This window comes from Desertivirga brevis (assembly GCF_017355835.1).
In genome coordinates this window covers 342,861-358,655 of the sequence record NZ_JAFEWF010000009.1, presented here as the reverse complement: position 1 = coordinate 358,655, position 15,795 = coordinate 342,861, and the positions used below count along the sequence as shown (strand labels likewise).

19 protein-coding genes are annotated in these 15,795 nt (G+C 44.5%); all 19 read right to left on the bottom strand.

Annotated elements, in window-relative coordinates; all coding sequences use genetic code 11:
• Positions 1 to 84: 84 nt before the first annotated feature.
• The gene (locus J4N25_RS21145) at positions 85 to 660 is read right to left on the bottom strand and encodes a helix-turn-helix domain-containing protein (protein ID WP_207423793.1); all 576 of its coding nucleotides are present in this window, start codon (positions 658 to 660) and stop codon (positions 85 to 87) included.
• A gap of 78 nt (positions 661 to 738) precedes the next feature.
• Positions 739 to 2,430: a GH39 family glycosyl hydrolase gene (locus J4N25_RS21140; RefSeq protein ID WP_207423792.1), complete on the bottom strand. Its 1,692-nt coding sequence runs from the start codon at positions 2,428 to 2,430 to the stop codon at positions 739 to 741.
• Between the two features lie 413 nt (positions 2,431 to 2,843).
• The gene (locus tag J4N25_RS21135; RefSeq protein WP_207423791.1) at positions 2,844 to 3,377 is read right to left on the bottom strand and encodes a DUF2867 domain-containing protein; all 534 of its coding nucleotides are present in this window, start codon (positions 3,375 to 3,377) and stop codon (positions 2,844 to 2,846) included.
• A gap of 149 nt (positions 3,378 to 3,526) precedes the next feature.
• The gene (locus J4N25_RS21130) at positions 3,527 to 3,682 is read right to left on the bottom strand and encodes a hypothetical protein (protein WP_207423790.1); all 156 of its coding nucleotides are present in this window, start codon (positions 3,680 to 3,682) and stop codon (positions 3,527 to 3,529) included.
• Positions 3,683 to 3,688: 6 nt separating this feature from the next.
• Positions 3,689 to 4,519: a hypothetical protein gene (locus tag J4N25_RS21125; RefSeq protein ID WP_207423789.1), complete on the bottom strand. Its 831-nt coding sequence runs from the start codon at positions 4,517 to 4,519 to the stop codon at positions 3,689 to 3,691.
• 23 nt (positions 4,520 to 4,542) lie between these two features.
• On the bottom strand, positions 4,543 to 5,172 hold the full coding sequence (locus J4N25_RS21120; RefSeq protein ID WP_207423788.1) for a hypothetical protein: 630 nt from the start codon (positions 5,170 to 5,172) through the stop codon (positions 4,543 to 4,545).
• Positions 5,172 to 5,936, bottom strand: a complete 765-nt coding sequence (locus J4N25_RS21115) for a DUF4099 domain-containing protein (RefSeq protein WP_207423787.1) — start codon at positions 5,934 to 5,936, stop codon at positions 5,172 to 5,174. Before J4N25_RS21115 ends, J4N25_RS21120 begins: the two co-directional genes overlap by 1 nt.
• A gap of 15 nt (positions 5,937 to 5,951) precedes the next feature.
• Positions 5,952 to 6,422, bottom strand: a complete 471-nt coding sequence (locus tag J4N25_RS21110) for a M23 family metallopeptidase (RefSeq protein WP_207423786.1) — start codon at positions 6,420 to 6,422, stop codon at positions 5,952 to 5,954.
• Positions 6,423 to 6,439: 17 nt separating this feature from the next.
• A complete protein-coding gene (locus J4N25_RS21105; protein WP_207423785.1) occupies positions 6,440 to 8,455 on the bottom strand; it encodes a type IV secretion system DNA-binding domain-containing protein in 2,016 nt (671 codons plus the stop codon).
• A gap of 62 nt (positions 8,456 to 8,517) precedes the next feature.
• Positions 8,518 to 8,826: a hypothetical protein gene (locus tag J4N25_RS21100; RefSeq protein ID WP_207423784.1), complete on the bottom strand. Its 309-nt coding sequence runs from the start codon at positions 8,824 to 8,826 to the stop codon at positions 8,518 to 8,520.
• Entirely contained in the window at positions 8,816 to 9,655 is an 840-nt protein-coding gene (locus J4N25_RS21095) for a DUF4138 domain-containing protein (RefSeq protein WP_207423783.1), read from the bottom strand. Before J4N25_RS21095 ends, J4N25_RS21100 begins: the two co-directional genes overlap by 11 nt.
• 11 nt (positions 9,656 to 9,666) lie before the next feature.
• A complete protein-coding gene (gene traM / locus J4N25_RS21090; RefSeq protein WP_207423782.1) occupies positions 9,667 to 10,860 on the bottom strand; it encodes a conjugative transposon protein TraM in 1,194 nt (397 codons plus the stop codon).
• 2 nt (positions 10,861 to 10,862) lie between these two features.
• The gene (locus J4N25_RS21085) at positions 10,863 to 11,249 is read right to left on the bottom strand and encodes a hypothetical protein (protein ID WP_207423781.1); all 387 of its coding nucleotides are present in this window, start codon (positions 11,247 to 11,249) and stop codon (positions 10,863 to 10,865) included.
• Positions 11,227 to 11,847 carry a conjugative transposon protein TraK gene (gene traK, locus J4N25_RS21080; RefSeq protein WP_207423780.1) on the bottom strand — a complete coding sequence of 207 codons (621 nt, stop codon included), beginning with the start codon at positions 11,845 to 11,847 and terminating at the stop codon, positions 11,227 to 11,229. Before traK ends, J4N25_RS21085 begins: the two co-directional genes overlap by 23 nt.
• 63 nt (positions 11,848 to 11,910) lie before the next feature.
• On the bottom strand, positions 11,911 to 13,050 hold the full coding sequence (locus J4N25_RS21075) for a TraJ family protein (RefSeq protein WP_242695964.1): 1,140 nt from the start codon (positions 13,048 to 13,050) through the stop codon (positions 11,911 to 11,913).
• 3 nt (positions 13,051 to 13,053) lie between these two features.
• Complete coding sequence (locus J4N25_RS21070; protein WP_207423779.1) at positions 13,054 to 13,824, bottom strand: hypothetical protein; 771 nt, start codon at positions 13,822 to 13,824, stop codon at positions 13,054 to 13,056.
• Positions 13,821 to 14,483 carry a hypothetical protein gene (locus J4N25_RS21065; RefSeq protein ID WP_207423778.1) on the bottom strand — a complete coding sequence of 221 codons (663 nt, stop codon included), beginning with the start codon at positions 14,481 to 14,483 and terminating at the stop codon, positions 13,821 to 13,823. Before J4N25_RS21065 ends, J4N25_RS21070 begins: the two co-directional genes overlap by 4 nt.
• A 3-nt stretch (positions 14,484 to 14,486) precedes the next feature.
• Positions 14,487 to 15,128, bottom strand: coding sequence for a hypothetical protein (locus J4N25_RS21060; protein ID WP_207423777.1), 642 nt, complete (start codon positions 15,126 to 15,128; stop codon positions 14,487 to 14,489).
• Complete coding sequence (locus J4N25_RS21055; RefSeq protein WP_207423776.1) at positions 15,125 to 15,784, bottom strand: hypothetical protein; 660 nt, start codon at positions 15,782 to 15,784, stop codon at positions 15,125 to 15,127. The genes J4N25_RS21060 and J4N25_RS21055 overlap by 4 nt, the downstream gene beginning before the upstream one ends.
• Between the last annotated feature and the right edge of the window lie 11 nt (positions 15,785 to 15,795).

The window sequence follows — 15,795 nt, the reverse complement described above, 5'->3', positions numbered from 1 at the left end:
GCGCAAACTGCTGTCAATAAAGACGGTTCTCTTCATATGTAATAGTAGGGCGAGACAGAGGTACTGAATGAATTGGCAATTAGCTTAGACAAAAATATCTATGTAAACCACCTTATCAGAGATAGGAATAATGCCGTGTTTTTGAAGTGCGTTGAAATACAAACTATCTCCCGTTTTAAGGATATACTCCGTTTCGGCAACCTGCATCCTCATAGATCCTTCCACAATAAAAACAAACTCCTCCCCCTCATGCGACAGCTGATGAGGGATAACTTTCCCTTTTATCGCTTCAAATAAAAAGGGCTGCATTTTTTTTCCATGAAACTCTGAGGCATAAGGGAATATTGAATACCCTTTTTCCGTTGAAACGAATTTCTCCTCCGCTTCCTGCCGGGTAGTAACAATTGCTTTTGACCAGCCATCACGCTCCAGGAGATTGGATATATTGGTCCCGAGCGTTTGTGCGATTTTAACAAGTGTTGCTACAGAAGGCACCGTCCTGTTGTTTTCGATTTTCGAGATCATACTCTTGGACAGACCGCAGCTGTCGGCAACCTCCTGCAACGTTCTTTTCTGGGTTATCCTTAAGATCCTGATCCTATCACCAACCTCTAAGGTTTCCGCACTGGACTCATTCAACAATTCGGTTTTAGTACTCACTTTTGTAATTACATGGTTTATTTTTCTCAAAGCTATAGAATTCGAGGCCGTTGAACAAGCTTCTTAACTATTGAATCATTACCAGGCGAGAGCTACCAGGGCCACTGCCTGGCGTTTTAAATTCAGTTGCACTTGAGCCTTGTTTGATTTGATAGCTATGTTCTTTGTTTGTACACACTTTAATTTTCCCGCTTTTTCTAACTCAGAAATTTGTGCAGCTGAAGGACTTTGCGGAGAACCCATCTTCTTCCACACTTCGTAGGAGTTGCTGTTTTCGTCATCAATAAGGTAAATGTTAAGCTTTGCTGATTTAGCCGGAACTCCGGAAATGGAAACATTAACGGCTTCGGCAGGGCCTTGCCTGTCTTCATCGTGGTAATTCCACACCATTACGGCTGCGGATTTGGATGCTTTAGCTGCTAATCCTCCTATTTCTGTTTTAGCTCCGCGAATGCTTGAATCTACAACAGTTTTTAGTGGATACATTCTGTTGCCAGTCACTTTCACCCTGTCTCCACTCATTTTGCCGAACATTCTGAAAACGTTAAGCACCGGCTTATCTACTCCATTTGTTGCCAGATCACGGAAGCCATAAAACCAGGGTTGATCTTCAAATTCAAATGACCAGGAGACAGCCCCTAAAAAATTGACATCGTACTGGTCGGCAAGCATATATTTCCTGGCGAAAGTTGCTGCAGTGTAACTTGAATATAAAGTACCGTTTCGATAAGCATTTTCAGGATTTGTAGCCATACCACATGCCGCACAACCTTCAGGATCTGACTCTCCGATAATTAAAGGAAGGTTTTTGGTTTGGGGGTAGGCAGCAGCAATCTTGAAACCAGCTTCTATATCCCTCATCTGAGGAGACATATTCATCCTTACTATACCATTTGTTAAGCGGGGACTTCCTTTAGCATGGAACAGCAGTGCATCCATTGGAGAACCCTTTTTACCGGTTGCGTAATTTGTACCATTTATGCAATGCTCTACAAATTTAGTTGTCCATTCAATCCCGCTTTTTTCTCCTGTGGCTGCGATATTTATTCCCCCGATCTTTGCTGTAGGAAGCGCTCTTTTTACACCATCGGCTGCATAATCATAAAGTTTAAAGAACTCTTCCATACTGGCTTTCCAATAGAAACCATTAGGTTCATTCCAAACTTCCCAATACCAGCTCTCTACTTCTTTTTGGCCATATCTTTCAATGGAATGTTTTACCCACTGATATACCAGCTCGCGCCATTTATTGTAGTCTTTAGGTGGATAGGCCCACCCGGTTATAATATCAGAATACGGATCGCCTGGCTTCCAATAGTGCCTGTACGGAGTTGGGTTGGTTGACAAAGCTTCTGGCATAAAGCCGATCTGAGCAAGAGGTTTCATTCCTCTTTTGATATAAGTGTCAAAAATACTGTCGATGATTGCCCAGTTGTAGATAGGATTGCCCCTTGCATCTTCTGTATAAGCATTTGTAGATCCCCATTTTAGAGCAGCCTTAGCATCGCCTGTTACCAGAAGGCTATGGGTTCTTACATAAACAGGAACAGGACTTAATTCTGCTATTTCCGAAAGGAGTTTCTTCCCATCTTTCATATAAGTGTAGTTCGGCTCATCATAACCGAACCATGCCCAGACTGGGTCCATAGTACCAACTTTCTCTTTTAAGTCTACATTAATACAGGCGGCACCCATTGCCTGGGAGTATACTTTATTCGCCTGCAATAATATGGCTACGTATACTAAAAGCTTCGCAATTCTTTTAATCATAAATGAGTTGATGGTTAGTAAATAACTTAGTTAGTGAGCAGCGTTAAAGACTATTCAACATTGTTGAATAAAAGTAGACATCTCATTCAACAATCCAAACTTTTAATATTTTTTTTCCGCGTGGACGAAGCTTACGCCCCTTTATTTGATTTATTTAATTGCAGATGCCTATTAGTAGTTTTTCAGGATAACATTTGGTCTGGGTCAACGTCAACTACCTGTTTATTCAGAGCAACTCCTTAGACAGACTATAAATCATGTTATTTGACCGCGCTGAAAATGAAGCAGGAATAAGCCGGAGCATTGAGTTTCGCACCAAACACAAAAAACGATTATGGAGATGGAGTATTTTACCAGCCCTCCAACTGTAATAACTGCAGAGCTGCTTGTAGGGCAACAAATTTTTCGTTTTTTCAGGAAGCCTGCTTGAGCCTGCTGTATATCTTATTCATCATTCCATGAACCACTATCCGGTGAAATGGGGCAACGAGTTTCATATAGCTTCGACCAAATCCATTGTGCATTAAGACCGCTGTTGAAATAAAAATCCTTTTTTGATTACCGGATAGCTTATCAAGGAACAGGGAAACTCTAAAGTTAAGATGCTTATCATCTGATCCCATAATCACCTCTAATTCATTCCTCTCTATTATCTGGAACAAGCCAAACTTCTCTCCCGGTAAAAAAGCGGATGTATTGGGGTTTGAGGAGACATGCCGCGTATCCTTATTGACTTTAAGGCCTGCAATCTTTCCGAGTTTATCCCTAAGTTTCATCATATTTACTACCCAACCTGGAGCGGTGGTGAAAAAGCACCGGACGACATCATTTAATTGCAGATCACCACGGTCCACCTGCATGCAATAACAATCCTGGTAATCAATTCTCGGAAAGCAATTATTCAATACTGAAACTAATGGTATTTCTGTTTTTAAAACCCTGCTCATGTGCTGATGCTGACATCAGGTCAATAATAATGAATTTTAATTTCACAGCTATAAGAATGTGAAGTCTTTTGGGGAAGTTCCACATATTAGTGCAGGATCAGCTAAACGGCAGAAGAAACTTTGAATTATTGTAATTGTTTTCTGTTTATTTATACCTGGCAATAAGCTTTCACTGGACTACCCTCCTTGTCTACCTGCTTATCCCCCCACTCTGCAGTCAAAATCTTAGGAACAACAGGTAAGGTAATGGAGAAAGTATTTGGGGGCAATAAGTGCTGCTCCTGTTGATGAGCAGCACCAATCATAATTGCTTAACGGCCGACTGACTTCGAGTTCTTTTGTTCTTCGGGAGCCTGTTCCCAGGGCTTATCCTCTTTATTTATGCCAGCGGAGGCTTTCTCATCTACAACCAACACTTTACTTTCCTTAGCCTCCTTCCCCTGCTCTGGCAATAACTTAGAACTGTGAATCGGTTGCAGCTTCTGGTCAAAGAAGTCCATTGCTTTCATTTCTGGATTGGCTGCAACATACGCGGGCTGAAGCTTTCCGTTCAGCTTCACTTCGACCTGAACTAAATCTCCTTTCCTGAAGGCATTCAGCATTTCTTCCTTCTGCTTCTCGTCAGGCTGTTTCAGTGGGTATTTGGCTAGGGTTTGCTCTGCATCGAATCCATAGTTGGGATAGAAATATCTGGCGGGGAAATTATTGCGTGCATCTTTCACCTCCAGGTCAAGCTTCATCCAGACATTCACCTTTTCTGCGCCTTCCTCCCTGCGAGGTATATCCTTATTTATGGACCTTCCTGAGAGAAGATTATAAGCTTCTTTGGCCGTAATCCAGTTGTTCTGGCTGAGATTGAAGGTATGTTCCCGGGAGGGCGCATCCGGCTTTTCAAGCTTCGCGTGATAGCCGTTGAGGAAGTACATATCGCTTTCATTACTTTTGCTGAAGTTTATGTCGTAACGCATAAAATCCTTCTGGCCCTGTTTTTCTTTTGACTGGTTGTTTACCTCATTATTGAGACTGATGGTAAACTTGGGCAACTCCTGAGAGATGGCGGATTCAAGTACCTTGTTAAGCTTATCGCCAAAGCCAAGATACTTAAGACTGTTTTTCAGATAATCAAGATTGTTTTCATTCATAACTAGAAATTTAAAGTGTAAAATCAAATTGAATCAAGAAGCAGCTCATAGTAGGTATTGTAGCGATTCCTGGGTTTATGAGTTCTAAGCGAAAACTTCAGTCCCGCCTGCTTCTGAAAACTAGACAGTGAAAGCATGCTTCCTGGCAGCAAAAGGTTTCTTCCTCCAAACTCAATTAATAGACTGTCCCTATCACAATGAAAAAAAGCATTAAGTCCCTTTGCCCAGAGAGCTATTTTACAATCGGCAATACGACCGGCGAGGTCAGAAGGACAGACTAAATGTAATTTTGCTTCCTTATACCTTTCTTTCAAAAGCAGTACCTGTTCCTTATGAGGCAGGATTCCCGTTGAAACTGCTGCAATTTCAGAGCCCTCGGAAAGCAGTGAAGTTTTATAATGAAAGAAGGCAAGAGCTTCCATAGCAGAGGGAAAGAGATACAGATCTCTAACGCAGCGGGGATGAGTTGGGCAAGCCTGCCAGATACCTCTGGTGGCAACAGAACGGACCTTTCCGGATATAAAGGTTTCAAAGGCAATGTCAGACTGGCTGTAGTATGCAAAAAGAATGGAGAGGTCTTCAGCGTAATGAAAAAATGGCTCAAAAAAAGTCACGACCTTAGCTGCCAGACCGAGAGAATCGAAGGGGTGCATCAGCGCGAACCATTCTGGTTATAGCCTCTGTTCCGCTCATGAATACTAACGCTATCTATTTCTTTCGATACCTCAAAGGATTTTTTTTGCTCTTTCTCTAAACCCCTATTATTACTTTCCTTTTCATCTCCAAAAAGCTGTTTTAAGTCTCCGATTCGATAAACAACCATGTTTTTATCTTCCTTTACAGAAAACATTACCTGTTTGCCACTGCTTAAAAGGCCTTTTGAATCGGAAGCCCGATGCTGGATAGAGGTGCCGTCATCCAAAAGTACCCATTCACCTTTCCTAAACCGGGCTTTCTGGCCCATGTTAAGAACGGACTGATTAATCTGCTCAGGAGCAAACAGGTATGACGGAGCATAGGAAAGGAATTCGTTAGTCTCGGGGTCATATTCAAATATTCTGTTCTGTCTTTTCCCCTTTTCACTTTCAACTTCAAGCTCCATTGACCGGCCCTCTCCTTCTATAAGGTAATCTTTTGCCCAGTCTGTTAACGAGGGATGCATTTTGGGTTCCTTGTATACCGGATGAATATTCAGGCTTGCTTCCCCGCCGACATAAGAAAGCGACAACTTCACATCGATTTCAGGAATACGATCGGCTCCGAAAGAAAGATCTTCGAGTCTTATAAAGTCAGTCCGTCTTCCCGCAAGCATTGCTTGTATATGGTTCTCGGGCAAAAGAAGGCGGTCGCCTTCTATCAGGCCAAGCTCCCTGAACTGATCAAGTGGTAGCTGTTCCATTTCAAATATTGTCTTCATAAATCATAGTTTTTATTAACGAGAAGTGATATATCCTATTAGTTTCCCTAAAAACAACAAAGGGTCGATAGGCTGATGATTATAAAATAGGGCAAAATGCAGGTGTTCCCCCGTGACCCTGCCGGAATGCCCGGTAATGCCTATTACTTCCCCGGCTGTAACGATTCTTCCCGGCTCAACAATAATCTTTCTTAGATGACCATACTGGCTCCTGATCCCTCCATGATCTATCACGATATAGTTTCCCAGAGTTGGATGGATGCCCGTTTCAAATACCACACCTACCATTACCGCCCGTACCGGTTCTTGCCTGGCAGCCAGATCTATCCCCTTATGAAATTGCGAACCTTTTAAAAGAGGGTGGGTTCTGTATCCAAATGGTGAGGTGACCCTGAGCGATTCTAAGGGAAGAGCAAGAGGCATCTCCTGAGCTGTTGCTGAGACTGCCCACGATATTGCCATTACAAGTCCTTGCATCAGTTTCATTAAAAAGATTTTGGTTTTTAATTATTATCGGCTGCAGAATTTTCGGTCCGGGGAGCTGGAGGTTTAAACAAGGCCGTAAGCTCCTTTACTTCAGTAGTAATCCGTTGATAGTTTTTTCGCAGAACCTCCTCCGTTTTCCCCCCGAATTGGTAATAATCCGGCATGGGCGGATAAGCAGCCTCCTCCTTTTTAATACTGTCCATATCCAGGTTAACCTTACAGTGGACGGCTGATGTCTCATACTTGCCCGAGTATCCTTCTTCTGCCTCTGCGGCGAGAATACCCACCATTTCTCCCGCTTTCAGCGAAGCAATCTTTCCTGCCGGGATCAGGGGCTCAAGCTTTTCACTCAGAGAAAGAGAAGTTTTAGAACGGTCGATGCTTAGGCTTTCACCTGTCTGTTTTACTTTACCAAACAGGCGTTCAAGCCAGTCAAGTGTTTCCTTATTTCTTACTGACCCGGAAAGCACATTTCCGATAACAGCGGCAATAGTCGTAGCTGTTTCCTTGCCATATTGCTGTTTAAACTGCGGCAATTCCTGTAACCCGAGTAGCACACCCACCTTATTGCTCCGGGCAGTTGCAATAAGGTTTTCTATGCGATGCATAAAAAGCGTAGGCACCTCATCAATAATAAGGGCACTGGGAAGATTGCCTTTTGTATTTATCAGACGGGTAAGGCGGTTCAGCACAACGGAGTAGCAGGCCGAATTTATGCTTTGGGTTTCAGGATCGTTAGCCAGCACAATCACTGAAGGAGACTGGGAGCCGCTTATTTTGAGATTGACATCATCTCCTGAAAAGACCCAGAACGTTTCCTTCGTTGCCAGCCTGCTGATAAAGATCTTCAAAGTTCCCACTTGCCCTTCGAGCTGTTCAAAAGCGCGCGCCCGATAGGCGGTCATAAAAGGAGACAGGAGAGAGCTTAGTTCCGGCTCTGAAAAAAGCGTATGAAAGATCTCCTCGTAGGAACAGTTCAGAAAAGCCAGAACATGAGGAAGGCTTGAGTACCGGCCTTGCTCGTACTTGCTGAAGAAGTAGATGCAGGAAGCCAGGAAGTTTACGGCAGACTGGGTAAAGAACTGATCACTGCCACCGGACTTGTCTCCCTTCTTTAATGCTTCTACCAGAGCCTCGGCAGTTTCGGAAGCATCCGCAAGGGTTTTGATATACTCACTCTTCCATGGGTTAACTCTTCTGCTCTTCTGGACTTCACTGAGGTTAATAACGTGAAAAGCATAGTCCCTGCATTTTCCCTCCCGCTTTGCCTTAAGGAAATGGTAGTAAGCAATTTTTCCAAGATCCGGGAACTTGAAATCATATATACAGGCTGTAAATTCCTTTGCAATGAGCTGGCGAATGAAGGAGTTTACAACACCAAAAGACTTGCCGGATCCAGGTGTCCCGATGAGCAATGTACCGCGAAAAATATTATCAATATTGATCCAACCCTTTCGCACCCGGCCACGGAAATAAAACAGCATGGGGATATTTACAGAATAGGGCGTTTTCCTTGCCCTGAGAGGCTGCATAAAAGATTCCTCTTCGATATTCCATCTGTCGCGGCCAAGCTTCGTTGCGATGATCTTCGAGATATTGTCCATGGCCACGTGAACCAGAATAGTTCCGGCAAAGGCACTAAGCACATAAAGAATCCTTGCGGGAATGAGAGAAAGGAAGTGATGCGAACGAGGAAAACTATGAAAGTAAATCCCGGAAAATGTAATCGACAACCCTACTACCAGTGGGAATACAATCAGATGCGTGCTATTGAAATCCCTTTTCTTCCGGCTTAAAGTGCCTACCGAGACAAGCATGATAAGCCCCAAAGTGAAAAGTTTACTGTAAAGGAGATCTTTATACATGGGGATCCTGGATAACGAAACAAGCAGATGAGTAATTATTCTACCGGGTATACCATCCAGGAGAAGAAACCTATAAACCTCAAAAATCAGAATTTCGGCAACCACAGAAATATAAACGGAGAATTGCAGCAGACGATGGAGGCTTTGCTGCTCCTTTGACTCTTCCATAAGTATATCATGTTAAATTCCTCATAATAGAATACAGAGGAACTGCCCGGGAAAGGCGAGAACTAAGGTTTCAGGAAATGGCAATAGATCTCCTCTATTACCCGATAAAGAAAATAAGGATTGTTCAAATCCATTTCCATATTATAGTCAGCAACTATAGACTGACATGCACTGAAAATACGAACGAGCTCCTCTTCCAGCTTCCCTTCGAGATCCAGCCGCTCGTATTCCTCAGGGAAAGAGGATTTAAGGATGCCACGAAAAAAAGCAACGATCTCTGGGTCTGCATCGTTTGTACTCCCGGGAACAGAAGCAGATCTGATGCTTATTCGGGCAGGACTGTTCATAGATTCATCATTTTTATTGATCATAAGGAATAAGGTCAGCGGAAAGGATATCGGAATAGGGTAACTGTACAGTAACCGTTCTTCCCGATATCTGCTTTTCATTTAATGTAATTTTAAGCACTTTATTACCCGGATAGGTGAGCTTCCGGAAGACAAAGATGTTACGGTAATTGTGTTTGAAGGCATCCCTGGAAAACAGGGAGAAGACAGGCGAGATGCTTACAGCCTGCACATTGGCGGTTTTATGAATTCTTTTGTCTTCAATAGAGAACCGTATGTCGTCTATCGAATAGGAAAGATTACTGCGATTTGCAAAGCCAAGGTCAAGGAAAATATAGTCCTCCTGCACATAAACACCATTTACACGTCCCTGAATGCCCCTACCTGAATGTCGCCTCATGGCTCCTTTACTGCCGGAGCGAAGAATACTTAAAGCAGATTTTCTCAAGTCCCCCGACGACAAGTGGTGATCTTTATGTAGCAAAGGACTCATCTGTTCAGGCAAAATACTGACCCGGACAATAGCTGTATCAGGAGGCATCGCCCTGTTGCAACTCACCTTGTAGTGCGCTATATAACTTTCGCCTGCTACTGTTATCAGACAATCCTTAATAAGCGACATTACTTTTCCTGAATCGGGCCGGGCTTTGAGCCTCAGAAGATTTTTAAGAGGAAGGTCACCAGCAAAACTGGAGCTGGAAATATCGACATAGGTTATTGATTCAGGAGAGACCAGGTGCAGGGTACCGCCAGGGCTTACAGAGATAAGGGGAACATCGGACAGGCGGGTAAACATTTGAGCATAGGTGAGATTGAAAATCATCACATTGATAAAAATAGCGAAATATTTCATAGCATTTCTATTTAATAATTATTCTGTTTTTTCTTAAGTTCTGCAGGATCAATCAGATACACGTGAGTACTGTATTGAAGTTCTGCCTTATTTTGGCGGAGCAGCTTGGTAACAGCAGTTGAGGTAGACTGAAACATTTTCTGCATGAGGCTCATGACGAGCTGGCTGTTGGTCTCCACCTGATCCTGAATATTCACACCTTGGATGGTATTACCGCCAAGCTCCCTGGAAAACTCCCGGAATACGGAGGCCGGTACGTAAAGGCCGGGCAAACCATCCAGGTCATAGACTTCGAGACTAACCGGCAGAATATGATCTTTACATAGGATCGAAGAAATACTCAGTTTGATACGCTCTGCAGAAAATCCCGAGACTGTAGCATAAAGCAAAGTTCCTTTCGGAACCAGGAATTTGCCAGCCAGGAGATCCTCCGTCAGTCTGAGTCGTACCCTGGAACCGGAATAACTACGGGTATCCTGATCGATTAAAGCAGTAATAAAGCTTCTATCCTGGTGGGGAAGTATGGTGTTAAAGATCATATCTCCTGAGGTTTTCCTTACCGGCAACAGCTTCTTTTCCGCCTTTTCCCTTTCCCATAACTCAGCCCTTCGCTGTTTTGCCAATTCCGCTTTATATTCCGGATCATTGGCCCTGCTCATACTGTCTACCAGCGCCATCTGCTCTCTGAAGACTTTCATCGGATCGGGTTCTTCCTTAGGTTCTCTGCCGTCCCGGTGGGAAAAGCTATTCAGAGCACGGGCAAGAGCCTGATGAGAATTAATATCAGCGGCCTGTTTCCTGGGAACATTTTTATTCACAGGGCTGTAAGCCGGCACCTGATTATAACCAGGGGACCGGTATTGGGACTTAATGGCCTTCTCAATGGAATCCAGTACCTGTTTTTCCTGCTCATTGTAGAGATCCGGTACCCGGGTTTCCCCTGACTGCTCTTCCTGCAGGTTGTTCATCGCCGTGTACCCGTCGGATTCCCTGAACTGGTTTCTGTAAGCGTCCAGCTTATCCTCTATTCCCGAGGCTTTCACCTGATCAGAAACATCTGCAATGTTTTCCTGAAGATCATCTTTCCGGCTCAGGGGTTCCTGCTTTTTCTCCAGGCTGGACTTATAGATGTAAAAGAAACAGCAGAGGAAGGGAAAAACGATGAGGGGAATAATGTATCGTGGTTGTTTAAAATCTATTTTCATACCTATTTGAGTTTTTGTTGAAGCTGTGTTTCGATATGCTGCATCTGGAGCAGAGCCTCTTTAAGTTTCATGGAGTCGTTCGACGTCAGGGAATCCCGAGATGAAAGGAGACTGATCGCAGCGTTGAGTTTAAGAAGATTATCCAGATCGCTTAGAGTTCCGGAGGGTAATGCGGGGAATGCTAGTCCGGGAGGGTACCTCCCCTTCAAGCTTAAAGAAGCTTCCTTTTTGTCGCCTGTTACCCTAAAGATCAGTTGAATCAGAGACAAGCCAATCAGAATGATCATCGTAAAATAAATGAAACGACTATGGTTTACCTTCCCGGCAAAGCCGCTCATGCTCTCCGCCAAAGGTTCACTTTCGCCTTCAGAATGTGTTTTTCTGTGCATTTTCAAGGTCTTTATTTTCTATTGTTTTCCAGTGAATGATCAGTGCTGCATGAGGATTATTGTCAGAACGGACCTCAAGATCCTGGATATTTCCTTCGGTGACCAGGGAGCGGATTATGAACGAGCTTCTTCTGTCGATCTTCTGTTTACCATAATAGCGGAAGTACTTCCGGCCTTCGTCAACCAGTATAGAATCCGTCTGCAATGTGAGAACGGCACTTGATGAGAGAATGGAGTTGAAGTATCCCTTTTCCTTAAGGTTATTATACTGCAGGGCCCCGCTCTCATCAATGAGATACATCGCTTTTTTCATCTGGTACTCGATGAATTTCTCATCAGGAGTCACCGAAAAGAAGAGGGAATGAAAGAGGTTGATGTGAGCTTTGTACTCCGCCACCCGGTTAACCTTGATATCAGCCTGTCTGATAAGAAGTGGAATACTGTTAGCATCCAGCACATAAACGCTTTTCCTTGCGTTGGAAACCTGTCTGTAGGCATACAGTGAGACCAGAAAAGAAATGGCAACTGATGCAAGAAGGCTTCCGACGGAGACGAAAGTGGCGAGCTTCACTTTGTTTTCTATGTTTCGGATAATCATGATTTTTAAATAAAAAGGCCAGCTGCAGATCACAGCCGGCCTCACCTAACCAACAAACCAGAGCTACCTGATAAATGAGATAAAAGATCTTGACATGGTTGAGGCGCCCCGTGCAACTGTAGAAATAGCGGAGGTAACTCCCGAAGTAGAAACTACCCAGGTACTGATGCTGGGAACAGTAAGCATAGTAAGGGCGCCAAGTACAAAAGTTCCGATCACCATTCCAAAGGAAAGAATACCATTTCCGGCAAATGCAGCAAGCTTGGCCATATTTGCACCTGAATGATCCACCAGATCAGTATACCGTGTAATTTCTGCTTCCAGAGCATATTGCTGAAAAAGAGAGGCAACAAAAAGTACCAGATAGGCTATTCCGGAATAAAGATTAACGGAGATAAACCGGGCTATCCAGGTGGTGAAGGAATCACGGAAAGCGGGAAGTATACTTATTGCAACCGAGAAAGGCCCGAGTATTATTAGAATAGTAGAGAAGATAATCTGCAGCATAAATATCAGATATACGGAGCATCTGAGCAACCATATTGCAACCGTTTCCAGCAGGGATGCCAGCAGGAGCTGCAGACCGACCTGCATACGGTTCCGGAGTTCAACAATGGGATTCCAGACTTCTGAAAACCCCTCTTTCACCGATGAGCGGACAGATTCCCAGGCATTTTCATACCAGGTATCGGCCTCATGCTTTGCCACCTCCGTCTCTGCCTGAACCTTCAGGAGCTGATCGGATAACTGTACCATAAGATATGCACGCTCTATCCTGAGTCCGTTGACGAGCATCTGGCTTTCATCGAACATTTCTTCAGTATGAGCGGCAATCAGATCAGTAGGAACAGTGATCAGCTTTATGAATGCGCCCCACCAAAAGATGATCATGGCCAGTCCGAAAGGTCTTAGCAGCGGCATAATCTCCAGTTTCCGGTCTCCCGAAATCATTTCATAGGATTTCAGGCCGAAATAAATCAGAGTAAATATTGCGGCCAGGGCCTGTGCATCTGCTATAAAATTATCATATTCGGCCCATACAAATTTCCGCAGTTCCCGGAGATAGTGCATCATACCGTCCTCATAGACGCCCATTCCCTGCAGAAAGTCAAGTGTATCCTTGAAGGATTTTGGTACCGTGGCCCCGGCTGCCTGCAGCAGGACTCCAGTACCGGTAAAGCTTAAATATTCAAATGTCTGCATAGATCAGAGTTTAAGTTTTCTAATTATCTTATCAGCAATCTGCCGGTCTGTAAGATTAAATGGGCCGGAGGGATAAAGGATTTTTTCCGTCCTGCGGCTCTGAGCAGCATAATTAAGGAAAAGCCGAATCCTGTTCCTTTTCATCTCCCAGGAAGCCTGAAGCTTATGGTAATCCTGGAGAATATGATGGTAGGCCAGGATCCGCGAGCCCCGGTCCAACCCTACCCTTCGGGCAGCGCCCAACCTTTCCAGCAGAATCTGAGATTCCTCTGCGTACCAGGAATAAATACCCTTGTCGACAAGGTATTGCTTTTCCCGCAGTGGAAGCCCTCTCAGATGATCAACACCATCATGTTCCAGCAAGTCACGAAACTCAGCTTTATAATATAACTGCCACAGGGGATCCAGCTCCGAAACCTCCCCGGAATAATTAAAAACCTCGGAAATGGCAGTATTTCTAAGGGTATCAGAATAAGCCCGTGCCTGTTTTACCGCATTTTCCATTACTGCAGCCATAGCAAGTCGCTGGGTTTGAGGCCCTGCGGGACCAAGAGGCCGAAGGTCTTTTTTAGGATAATCCGGATGCAGGCCCCAGGTAAGCCAGTATAATGGATTAAGCCCGAGAAATCCTTTACGTGGAGTAAACTGGTTCCGGTTCCATTGCTTGAAAACCATTCTCTCCTGCTGCCGCGTTATGTGGCGGTCCCTTATGGTAACCTGCCCGGCCACAGAGAAGGATATCAACATAAACAGAAGGATCTGTAAGTGCTTCATAATTTGCTATTTAATCGTTTATAATTGCGGATAATCTCTTCGGCAAGTCGCCTGTCTTGATTAATAAAATGCTGGAAAGGGTTAACAGACCTGATAAATCCCCTGGCAGCAGCCCAGTAGACCGAGCGGTGGATACTAAAGCAAAGCGCCCTTATTACTTTCATTTCCAGGATTATTTTTCGCAGCAACTCATCCCGTTTGTGGTAGTCCATCATCACCTGATCACCTTCCTTCTGAATAAATTCTGCAACCTCAGCGGCCAGTCTTACGGCCCTTAACTTAAGCTGCCTGGCAGCCTCCTCAGCAAAGAGCAGTAAGTGAGGACTGGATCGGGCAACCTGAATCATTTGCTCGCATTCGGCCAGGATTTCCTGGCCGATCATAGTCAGTTGCCGAACGGCGAGCCCCGACCGCAGAGCCTGATCAATCTGAGTGAGGCTGTTTCTGATCATATTCTGAACCAGGATAACAGCGGTCATATTCAGATTGATATCATCCAGATTACGGTTGACAGAGCGCAGGTAATTGTTATGAGTAATTTCTGCAGAGAAACGGGAAACACCATTTTCATTCACGATTTGAAAGTGACCGGGGTCATAGATCACCACCTGACTATATCCTAAACAGGGTAGCAGGAAACACAGGAGCAGCAGTTTCATATACTATTTCTTTAGAATTTTGACTTTCTCCATGATGTCATTGACCAGCTTTTTATCCTGATTGATAAAATCAGAAAATGGACTATCCGGGCTTGAAGGACGGCTCCGGGTCATGTTCAGAGCCAGTTCCCTTGAAGTAGCAGCGATTCGCTGAAGCTGGGTAAGCACATGCCGGAAAAGGAGGTTCCGGTCGCTTTGCTTCATCTGGTTCAGATCTCCGAAACTCACAGAAAGACCAATCAGGTACTTTGCCAATGACCGCGACTTATTGACAAGATCCTCCTGGGTTTCGATAGCAAGCGGAATGAGATAAGGCTTTTTCTGAGCCTGTTCCACAATAATGGTTTGGTGACGAACGATCTCTTCAACAAGAGGTGCTGCTTTAATTCCAATCTGACCGGCATCTATTGCCATGCCGAGGGTATGAAAGCGGTTCTTAAGCTGCCGGTACCGGTCTTTCAGCTTCTCCACTTTGGAGCGGTTAAGCTCCTCTCCTGCGCTTACCTGGCCCTGCCGGTCCCTGGTCTTTGTCTGTTTTGAATGTTCGGATTTGCTTTCGGCAACCAGCTGATGAAGCAGCTCAACATTAATCTGAGCAAAAAGCGGAAGCTGTAGAAATAGAAGTCCTGCCAGTAACCATTTCATTTTTTTAAGTATTTAGTATTCCTGATAATATCATCGGCTATCTTTCTGTCGATATTGATAAAGCCGGCATAGGGGTTAAGCGATTTGAAAATACCACGCTGCTTTGCCCAGAACATGGAACGATGCATTCCGTAGGCGACTCCGCGAAGAATAATCAGTTCGGTGCGTATTTTATTGAGAAGTTTTGCCCGTTCTCCCGAATCCATCAGGTTATCTTTTCCACCTCTTAAAACAAAGGAGCTCGCTTCAGCTGCTATCGTGCCCGCCCTTGCTTTAAACTCCCGGGCGCCTTTCTCAGCAAAAAGCAGCAAAACAGGATTTCCCTGAGCGATCTGCAAAGTTTTGTTGGCATCCTCGATAATATCTGATGTGATCTCCGTAATGTCCCTGACGGCTAGCAGTGATTTTACAACGCCGGCCACTTCGCTCAGACCCTTATAAATCTTATCCTGCAGGTCGTTGACGATCACCAGCTGACCGGTAACCGCCAGCTGCCCTTTCTGGATCAGGGTAAGATTGCTGTTTGTCTTTTCGAGCTGGCTATTGATAATTGCCGAGTGGGCGGCAGTGGCTCCAGCAACTGCCGGATCGAAATATATCTGACCAGTGCTCCTTCCCCCTGCAAGGACGAGGAGCAGTACAATAAAAAATTTCATGGTTTAGAGAG

What these genes read in the sequence shown, in the direction of transcription:
- J4N25_RS21095 (WP_207423783.1), bottom strand. Translation starts at nt 9,655, where the DNA reads ATGAAATATTTCGCTATTTTTATCAATGTGATGATTTTCAATCTCACC.
- J4N25_RS21125 (WP_207423789.1), bottom strand. Translation starts at nt 4,519, where the DNA reads ATGAATGAAAACAATCTTGATTATCTGAAAAACAGTCTTAAGTATCTT.
- J4N25_RS21120 (WP_207423788.1), bottom strand. Translation starts at nt 5,172, where the DNA reads ATGCACCCCTTCGATTCTCTCGGTCTGGCAGCTAAGGTCGTGACTTTT.
- J4N25_RS21115 (WP_207423787.1), bottom strand. Translation starts at nt 5,936, where the DNA reads ATGAAGACAATATTTGAAATGGAACAGCTACCACTTGATCAGTTCAGG.
- J4N25_RS21075 (WP_242695964.1), bottom strand. Translation starts at nt 13,050, where the DNA reads ATGCAGACATTTGAATATTTAAGCTTTACCGGTACTGGAGTCCTGCTG.
- traM (WP_207423782.1), bottom strand. Translation starts at nt 10,860, where the DNA reads ATGAAAATAGATTTTAAACAACCACGATACATTATTCCCCTCATCGTT.
- J4N25_RS21140 (WP_207423792.1), bottom strand. Translation starts at nt 2,430, where the DNA reads ATGATTAAAAGAATTGCGAAGCTTTTAGTATACGTAGCCATATTATTG.
- J4N25_RS21085 (WP_207423781.1), bottom strand. Translation starts at nt 11,249, where the DNA reads ATGCACAGAAAAACACATTCTGAAGGCGAAAGTGAACCTTTGGCGGAG.
- J4N25_RS21060 (WP_207423777.1), bottom strand. Translation starts at nt 15,128, where the DNA reads ATGAAATGGTTACTGGCAGGACTTCTATTTCTACAGCTTCCGCTTTTT.
- J4N25_RS21065 (WP_207423778.1), bottom strand. Translation starts at nt 14,483, where the DNA reads ATGAAACTGCTGCTCCTGTGTTTCCTGCTACCCTGTTTAGGATATAGT.
- traK (WP_207423780.1), bottom strand. Translation starts at nt 11,847, where the DNA reads ATGATTATCCGAAACATAGAAAACAAAGTGAAGCTCGCCACTTTCGTC.
- J4N25_RS21070 (WP_207423779.1), bottom strand. Translation starts at nt 13,824, where the DNA reads ATGAAGCACTTACAGATCCTTCTGTTTATGTTGATATCCTTCTCTGTG.
- J4N25_RS21110 (WP_207423786.1), bottom strand. Translation starts at nt 6,422, where the DNA reads ATGAAACTGATGCAAGGACTTGTAATGGCAATATCGTGGGCAGTCTCA.
- J4N25_RS21135 (WP_207423791.1), bottom strand. Translation starts at nt 3,377, where the DNA reads ATGAGCAGGGTTTTAAAAACAGAAATACCATTAGTTTCAGTATTGAAT.
- J4N25_RS21100 (WP_207423784.1), bottom strand. Translation starts at nt 8,826, where the DNA reads ATGATCAATAAAAATGATGAATCTATGAACAGTCCTGCCCGAATAAGC.
- J4N25_RS21105 (WP_207423785.1), bottom strand. Translation starts at nt 8,455, where the DNA reads ATGGAAGAGTCAAAGGAGCAGCAAAGCCTCCATCGTCTGCTGCAATTC.
- J4N25_RS21055 (WP_207423776.1), bottom strand. Translation starts at nt 15,784, where the DNA reads ATGAAATTTTTTATTGTACTGCTCCTCGTCCTTGCAGGGGGAAGGAGC.
- J4N25_RS21130 (WP_207423790.1), bottom strand. Translation starts at nt 3,682, where the DNA reads ATGATTGGTGCTGCTCATCAACAGGAGCAGCACTTATTGCCCCCAAAT.